Genomic DNA, 8,973 nt, shown 5'->3' on the forward strand with positions numbered 1-8,973 from the left:
TTAATCTATTGCTTGCACAACTGCTTTTGGCGCTTCTTTTCTGGTTCCATCAAAACCATCAACACCACTAACGGTTGTATACTTTAAAACATATTTTTTACCAGGATTGATAATTTTATAAGCCGATTGACACATTAATGTTGCCTCGTGGAAACCACATAAAATCAGCTTTAATTTACCTTCGTAGGTATTAACATCGCCTATAGCAAAAACTCCAGGAATATTGGTTTGATAATCTAACGTATCAACTTTTATGGCATTTTTTTCAATCTCTAATCCCCAATCTGAAATAGGTCCAAGTTTTGGTGATAGACCAAACAGCGGAATAAAATGATCTGCTTCTAAAAGTATGTTTTCGCCTTCTTTTTCAATTGTTACACCTTCAACATTTTGATTACCATGAATAGCTGTAACTTCAGCTGGTGTAATTAAATTAATCTTTCCTAAAAGTTTTAACTCTTTTACTTTTTCTACAGAATCTAAAGCGCCACGAAACTCGTTTCTTCTGTGAACTAAAGTCACTTCTGACGCAATATCAGCAAGAAAAATACTCCAGTCTAAAGCCGAATCACCACCACCAGAAATCACTACTTTCTTGTTGCGATACACTTCTGGGTCTTTAATCATGTATTCAACACCTTTATCTTCGTAAAATTCTAGGTTTTCAATTTTAGGCTTTCTAGGTTCAAAACTTCCTAATCCACCAGCAATTGCTACTACTGGCGCATGATGTTTCGTGCCTTTATTTGTTGTTACAATAAACGAACCGTCTTCTAACTTTTCTATGGTTTCTGCGCGTTCTCCTAACGTAAAACCAGGTTCAAACTGCTTGCCTTGTTCCAATAAATTTTTGGTTAAATCGCCTGCTAAAATTTCAGGAAATCCAGGAATGTCATAGATTGGCTTCTTTGGGTAAATCTCTGAACATTGTCCACCTGGTTGCGCTAATGCATCTATTAAATGACATTTTAATTTTAATAATCCTGCTTCAAAAACGGTAAATAATCCGGTTGGTCCTGCGCCTATTATTAATATATCGGTTTTAATCATGTTTAAATCTGTTTGTTTGAAATTAATGTTTTAGTCACATTGTTTAAGGTTTGAACTTTATGTTCAAAATCGCCTTTAATTGTTTTTCTAAATCGGTTTAAATTTTGCACTAAATCGTCTATGTTTTCTGGAATGACGTCTTCAAAAAACTGTCTTAAACGTTTTGCTGTTGTTGGCGATTTTCCGTTGGTAGAAATAGCGACTTTTACATGACCTTTGGTAACAATACCTCCTAAATAAAAATCACACAACTCTGGTGTATCTGCAACATTTACCAATATGTGATTTGCTTTGGCATCGTTGTAAATTTGCTTATTTACTTCTGGGTTGTCAGTCGCTGCAATAATTAAATCTTGATCCAATAAAAACGAATCGTGATAAGACATCTTGATTAACTTAACATCAAACCGCTTTGCTAGTGTTATAACATCTGGTCTAAAAAAATTAGCAACCATAGTAACTTTAGCGTTAGGACTAGATTTTAGTAAAAACGTCAACTTTTCTAAAGCCACATAACCACCACCAACAATTAGCGTATTAACGCTGTGCATTTTTATAAAAATTGGGTATAAATTATTTCTTTCATTCATGGTTATGCTACTTTTAAAGTTTCTACTTGTTTAGCTATTGAATTAAGCGCAACACGCTGTTTTACTACATCACCAACTACAATAATTGCTGGATTAGACAGTTGCTGCTTTTTTACAACATCGCAAATTGTACTTACAGTTCCAATGCCAAATTTTTCATCTTTTGTTGTTCCGTTTTGAATAATTCCTACTGCAGTATTTGCTTTACCTTCGGATGAAAACACGTCCATAATTTGCTGTAGTTTTCCCATTCCCATAAGGATTACCACTGTTGCGGTAGATTTTGCTGCAAGTACAATATCATTAGACATATTGTGTGATTTGGTTGTACCAGTAATGACCCAAAAACTTTCTGAAGCACCACGTTTTGTTAACGGAATACCTTGAAATGCTGGCACTGCTAAAGCTGAAGAAATACCTGGCACCACAAAAGTTTCTAAACCAAAAGGTTTTACATAATCTATCTCTTCTGCTCCACGACCAAACACAAAAGGATCGCCTCCTTTTAGTCTTACAACATGTCCTTTTGTTTTTGCTCGCTGAACGATTAACTCATTAATTTGTTCTTGTTGATAAGCATAACAACCTTTGCGTTTACCAACAAAAATCAGTTCTGCCTTTTTTGACGCATAGTCAAGCAAATCTTTGTTTATTAGAGCATCGTAGAGAATTACATCTGCCGATTGAATTGCTTTAATAGCCTTAAGCGTTATTAATTCTGGATCGCCAGGTCCTGCACCAACTATTGTTAATTTTGGAATTATTGTCTTCATCATCATGCTACTTTTTGATCGTTTTCACGATAGGTTTTTACTGTTTTTAAAAAGGCTTCGGCACTTTTAAAATATTGTTCTGCAAATGCTTTACTTGGAGCGTTTTCTTTAATTTGAAATACCAACTCTGAAAATGATACGTCTATCGGAATACGCTTTGTTGCTACAAAATCTTCATCAAACTGCTTAATAATTCCTGCTTGAGAATTGGTAGATTTATTTTCTGTTAGCAATATTGCTTTAGCTGAATTTACAAACGCATTATACGTGTGATAAATGGCGTGAGAATACACGTTGTTCTCTAATGCTTCTTTTGCTAGCTCTAGTTTTTCTTCGCTTTCTAAAAATAAAGTTGAAATTAAATCGATAACTACACCAGCACATTCACCAATACCAATTGCTTTTTCATAAACTTCGGTATTTCCCCAATCGATAAAATCGTCTTGTGTTAAATTGCTTACATCTGATAGGTCTGTAAGCATATCGTAAAAATACATTTGCCCTTTGTGTTGATAGTAATCTTCAAACGATAAGTTATTTGCATTGATTTGAAAATCATCTAACAAACGACGTAACGCTATTGGCGCACGACGACTTGGAACTTTTACTACTTTGTCTGCAAAAACACCTTGACCGTTACCTTTGTTTGCACCACCTAAAAGTACTTGCAATGCTGGTGCAACTAATTTATCTGGTGTACGAATTGACATACCTTGAAATCCAATATTTGCCATATTGTGCTGTCCACAAGCATTCATACAACCACTAATTTTAATTACAAGATCTTTGTTATTTAAATATTGCGGATATTCGGTTTTAATGACGCGTTCTAATTCTTCGGCAATTCCTGTACTGCTTGCTATTCCTAAATTACAAGTATCTGTTCCTGGACAAGCTGTAATATCTACCGCTTTGTTGTAACCAGCTTCTGCAAAGCCTAATTTGGATAATTCTTGATAGAAATATGGCAATAAATCTTCCTTAACAAACGGAATTAATATGTTTTGACGTAAGCTTAATCGTATTTCTCCTGCTGCATAATCTTCAACTAAATTAGCTAACAATCGTGCTTTGTCTGTGTAAAAATCACCTAACAACACCTTTATTCCTATCGCGACATAACCATCTTGTTTTTGTTTGATAACATTGGTGTTTTTCCAAGTTTGAAATGCTTTTTCGTCTTTTATATCAACTTTTGGCGCAGTAACATTTACTGGTTTTGAAACTGGATAATGTTCTGCATCAATTGGAACAGATTCAAATTCTATTGCTTTTTGTTCTTCTGCTACAAGTCGCTTAAATTCTTCTAAACCAATATCTTTTATTAAGAATTTCATACGCGCTTTTGCACGACTTTTACGTTCGCCATAACGATCAAAAATGCGCAAAACACCTTCCATTACTGGAATAATTTTATCACTAGGCAAAAATTCATAAAACATATCGGCATGTCGTGGTTGCGAACCTAATCCGCCACCAAGCATCACTTTAAAGCCACGTACATTGTTTTCAACTTTTGCGATAAAGCCTAAATCGTGCATGTAAGACAATCCTGTGTCTTCATCTGAAGCTGAAAATGACACTTTAAACTTACGTCCCATTTCTTGACAAATTGGGTTACGCAAAAAGAACTTAAACAAGGCATCTGCATAAGGTGACACATCAAAAGGCTCGTTTACGTCAATCCCAGCAGTTTCGCTTGCTGTTACATTTCTTACCGTATTACCACAAGCTTCACGAAGGGTTACATCGTCACGTTCTAATTCTGCCCAAAGCTCTGGCGTTCTATCAAGATCTACGTAATGAATTTGTATGTCTTGTCTGGTAGTGATGTGCAATCTGCCGCGAGAATATTCGTCTGAAACATCTGCAATTCGGCGTAATTGTTTACTTAACACTTTTCCGTAAGGCAATTTTATACGAATCATTTGAACACCTTGCTGTCTTTGCCCATAAACACCACGAGCAAGACGTAAGCTTCTAAACTTTTCTTCATCAATGTTTCCATTATGGAATAGCTCAATTTTTCTGGCTAATTCTATAATGTCTTTCTCTACAACTGGATTTTCTATTTCTGTTCTAAAACTCTGCATGGTGCGTCGCTTTTTTTATTGTAAATGAATTCCGCACTCTCTACTTTGAAGTGCTTTTATTGGGTCGAAATAATCGACGTTTTTGGTTAAATTATGCTTTGCAACGTAAGCGTCTAAATCAGCATCTGTCCAATAGTAAAACGGACTCACTTTTAAAATGCCGTTTTTACTTAAGCTTAAAATATCTTTCTTATTTCTTAACTCGGTTTGTCTTACACGAATATTCGTAAACCATACTTCAGGATTGTGTTCTTTTAAAGCTCTTTTGAAGGGTTCTAATTTTACAACCTCTGAAAACTGATCGAAATTATCATCTTCTAATGATGGAAAACCTATAGTTTTTTCAACCTCTTCTTTACTCAATAACGATTGGTATTTACGAAGATTTAAATGATACTTCTCTGTAATATTTTTAGCATGTTCATAAGTACTTGGTTGATTGTATAACGTATCGCACCAAATAACCTTTATGTCGTTACTATGCTTGGTTATGGTACTTAACAAAACTTCAGAGTATACGCCAAAACTTGTTGTTACAATGTTATTGTTTGTTAATCTCAATGCCCAATCAATGATTTCATCAGGTGTTTTATCTTTTAATACTTGGTTCCAATATGCTATATCTATCGTTTGTCCTATCATCTATTTTTTTTATTTTTACTATATTCCTATCGGAATAGTAGGAATTAAAAACAAAACTATATAAAAATATTTACCTAGCAGGTATTATTTAGGTTAAAATTTGAATAAAATCGTTAAAGTTATCCTTTGCGTTAATTAAAAAAGTGTTGATTTACAGTAAATCTGCCAATGATTTATTGTTGAAAATTTGCAGTGTGCTATCCCTAACTTCAATCATTAAGCTATGAACAGCACAAGCAGTTTCGTCTGGACAATCATCGCATTTTTCATAAAAATTTAAACTCACGCATGGCACCATAGCAATAGGACCTTCAAGGATTCTCATGATTGGTGCCATTTTAATATCCTTGGGATCTTTAAGAAGATAATAACCTCCATTTTTACCTTTTTTAGATCCTAAAAACCCATTCTTACGAAGCGTTAATAAAATACTCTCCAGAAATTTTCTGGAGATATTTTCACTTTCGGAAATAGCACTGATTTGAACAGGTTTGTTTCCTTCCTGTCGTGCTAAATACGTTAGCGCTTTTAGGCCATATTTGGTTTTCTTTGAAAGCATAAATTCAAAGATAACTAAAATCTGTTATCAACCTAACGCTTGGTTTAAATCGGCAATAATATCCTCATAATGCTCCAACCCTACTGACACACGCACCAAACCATCTGAAATTCCAACTTCAAGTCTATCAGCTTCATTCAATTTACTATGTGTTGTTGATGCTGGATGCGTTGCAATACTTCTGGTATCTCCCAAATTTGCTGACAATGACAATAGTTGCAATTTGTTTAAAAACTGTCTTCCAGCTTCAATACCTCCTTTTATTTCAAAAGCAACAATATTACCGCCTTTTTTCATTTGCTTTTTAGCTATGTCATATTGCGGATGCGATTTTAAAAACGGATATTTTACCAATTGCACATTTTCATGCGACTCTAAAAACTCTGCTACTTTTAACGCATTTTCACAATGTCTATCAACACGAACAGAAAGTGTCTCCAAGCTTTTTGATAATACCCACGCATTAAATGGTGATAATGCTGGACCTGTATTTCTTGAAAACAGATAAATTTCTCTAATCAAATCAGCTTTACCAACAGTAACACCACCTAAAACACGACCTTGACCATCTATTAATTTAGTTGCTGAATGAATAACCAAATCTGCTCCAAATTTAATAGGGTTTTGTAAATATGGTGTTGCAAAACAGTTATCTATCACCAATAGTAAATTGTGTTTTTTAGCTATGTTTCCTAGCAACTCTAAATCTAAAATATCAACCGCTGGATTGGTTGGCGTTTCTGCATAGAGAATTTTAGTATTTGGTTGAATAAGGCTTTCAATTTTATCAATTTCATTTACTTTGAAATAGCTCGTTTCAATATTCCATTTTGGTAAAAATTTGGTAAACAAACTATGTGTTGACCCAAAAACGCTTCGGCAAGACACCACATGATCACCTGCATTTAACAAAGCTGCAAATGTTGAAAACACAGCCGACATTCCTGTTGCGTATGCATAACCAGCTTCAGCACCTTCTAACTTGCAAATTTTATCTACAAACTCTGACGTGTTTGGGTTGGTAAATCGGCTGTAAATATTACGCTCTTTTTCTTCGGCAAATGAAGCGCGCATATCTTCGGCATCTTCAAACACAAAACTACTGGTTAAGTGCAATGGTGTTGAATGCTCTAAATACTGCGAACGCTCCATTTGTGTGCGTATCGCTTGGGTTTCAAAATGGTTTTCTTTGCTCATTATCTTTAGTTTTTTTCTTTTAGTTAATATGTTTTGAAAGGCGTAAAATATCACCAAAAACACCTCTTGCAGTAACTTCTGCGCCTGCTCCAGCTCCTTGAATTACAATAGGATGCTCTCCATACGATTCGGTGAAAACTTCAAAAATAGCATCAGCTCCTTTTACTTGCCCTAAAGCACTATCTTCAGGAATTGATACCAATTTCACTTCTAGATTCCCTTTGTCTTGTTGTAAATCTCCAGATAAATCACCAACATATCGCAATACATGATTTGGTTGTTGTTTATCTTTTACATTCTGAAATTCTGAATCAAGAACATCTAATTGCTGTAAAAATTCTGCAACCGAAATATCACGATATGCTTCAGGTATTAAATTTTGAACAGCAACATCATCAAACTCGTTTATTAAATCCAATTCGCGAGCTAGAATAAGTAGTTTCCTTGCCACATCATTTCCTGAAAAATCTTCACGTGGATCCGGTTCGGTAAAGCCTTTATCAATCGTTTCTTGAACAATGGTACTAAATGGTTTATCCTGAACCGAAAAGTTATTAAACAAGTAACTTAACGTTCCTGAAAACACACCACGAATACGTGTAATATTCTCACCAGATTCATGTAAAAGTTTAATAGTGTCTATTAACGGTAAACCTGCGCCAACCGTAGTTTCATACAAGTATTGCTTGTTGTTTTCTTTTAAATGTTGACGTAAATCCGCATAAAAATTATGCGAAATGGTATTGGCAATTTTATTAGACGATACCAAATCGAAACCTGCCTCTACCAATGGTTTATAATTCTCATGAAATGCTTTGCTTGCTGTGTTATCAACAGCAATAAGATTTTCAAAATGATGCGCTTTAGCAAACTCGATAACGTCTTGAATACTATAATTTTCTTCAGCTGAAGTAATCTCGGTTTTCCAGTTTTCTGAAACGCCATGTTTAGCCAACAATAGTTTTTTAGAATTGGCAATGGCGAACACATTTAAGTTAATGCCTTTACGCTTTTCAATCTCTGTTTTTGATTTTAAAATTTGATTAATCAAAGCGCCACCAACCAATCCGTGACCAAAAATAGCGATGTTTATCTTTTTTGAAATTCCGAAAATTTCACCATGAATTACATTTACAGCTTTATGTAATTGTGTCTTTTTAACCACCAAACTCACATTACGTCCTGTAACCGTATTGTTGAACAACAACGGTGTAATTTGATTTTTAATTAACGCATTGAATGGCTTGTGGAACGAACTTAACTCGATACCAATTATAGAAATCACCGCAACGTCATCTACCACTTCAATTTTATTAACATCTTTTGAGTAAAAATCGGTTTCAAACTCACGTTCTAAAGCAATAACCGCTTGTGTAGCTTGCGCGGAATTTATCACCAAACCAATACCTCTTTCAGAAGATCCTTGAGATACAATACTCACACTAATTCCGTAATTGCTCAACGCCTTAAAAATCCTCGCATCAACACCAACTTTACCTAACAAACCACGACCTTCTAAATTTATAAGCGCAACATCTTCTAGAACTGACAAAGACGTAACCTCTTTGTTGCTTGACTTTGCTGTGATTAACGTCCCTTCATCTTCTGGATTGAACGTATTTAAAATACGAAGATTGATATTCTTTTCAACTAGCGGAATAATGGTTTTAGCGTGTAAAACGCTTGTACCGAAGTTCGCTAATTCGTTAGCTTCGTTAAAGGATAATTCTCTAATTTTTTGTGCATCTTCTACCAAATCTGGATTTGCTGTGTAAATACCATTTACATGCGTGTAATTTTGCAGTTCTTCGGCATCTAAATAGTTTGCCAATAATGACGCTGAATAATTGCTTCCATTTCTGCCCAACAAGGTCGTTTCTCCATTTTTATTAGAGCCGATAAATCCTGTTACAACGTTTACAGTTGTACCATTATAGCTTTTAAAATGCGCCAAAACATTGTCTTTAGATTGCTTATCTTGAGGTTGTGCATTTATATAATTAGCATCTGTTTTTATCAAAACTCTGGCATCTGTTGGGTTGGCGTTAACACCTTTTGATTTTAATAAT

8 protein-coding genes are annotated in these 8,973 nt (G+C 34.7%); all 8 read right to left on the reverse strand.

Features of this window, described 5'->3' with window-relative positions:
- Positions 1–1,050, reverse strand: a complete 1,050-nt coding sequence (locus ACQ0RB_RS14735) for an NAD(P)/FAD-dependent oxidoreductase (RefSeq protein ID WP_134200890.1) — start codon at positions 1,048–1,050, stop codon at positions 1–3.
- 2 nt (positions 1,051–1,052) lie between these two features.
- Positions 1,053–1,640 carry a precorrin-2 dehydrogenase/sirohydrochlorin ferrochelatase family protein gene (locus tag ACQ0RB_RS14740; protein ID WP_430499398.1) on the reverse strand — a complete coding sequence of 196 codons (588 nt, stop codon included), beginning with the start codon at positions 1,638–1,640 and terminating at the stop codon, positions 1,053–1,055.
- Between the two features lie 2 nt (positions 1,641–1,642).
- A complete protein-coding gene (cobA, locus tag ACQ0RB_RS14745) occupies positions 1,643–2,413 on the reverse strand; it encodes a uroporphyrinogen-III C-methyltransferase (RefSeq protein WP_430499407.1) in 771 nt (256 codons plus the stop codon).
- A gap of 2 nt (positions 2,414–2,415) precedes the next feature.
- Complete coding sequence (locus ACQ0RB_RS14750) at positions 2,416–4,506, reverse strand: HEPN domain-containing protein (RefSeq protein ID WP_430499400.1); 2,091 nt, start codon at positions 4,504–4,506, stop codon at positions 2,416–2,418.
- 15 nt (positions 4,507–4,521) lie between these two features.
- Positions 4,522–5,148 (reverse strand): phosphoadenosine phosphosulfate reductase family protein, encoded by a 627-nt coding sequence (locus ACQ0RB_RS14755; protein ID WP_129761090.1) that lies wholly within the window; start codon positions 5,146–5,148, stop codon positions 4,522–4,524.
- 151 nt (positions 5,149–5,299) lie between these two features.
- Entirely contained in the window at positions 5,300–5,707 is a 408-nt protein-coding gene (locus ACQ0RB_RS14760) for an RrF2 family transcriptional regulator (protein ID WP_131509000.1), read from the reverse strand.
- Between the two features lie 27 nt (positions 5,708–5,734).
- Positions 5,735–6,904, reverse strand: coding sequence for a trans-sulfuration enzyme family protein (locus ACQ0RB_RS14765; protein ID WP_430499403.1), 1,170 nt, complete (start codon positions 6,902–6,904; stop codon positions 5,735–5,737).
- 19 nt (positions 6,905–6,923) lie between these two features.
- Positions 6,924–8,973 (reverse strand): aspartate kinase (locus tag ACQ0RB_RS14770; protein WP_430499405.1); only part of this gene is annotated, 2,050 nt, incomplete at its 5' end.

This window comes from Gaetbulibacter sp. PBL-D1 (assembly GCF_050509525.1).
Classification (GTDB): domain Bacteria; phylum Bacteroidota; class Bacteroidia; order Flavobacteriales; family Flavobacteriaceae; genus Gaetbulibacter_B; species Gaetbulibacter_B jejuensis.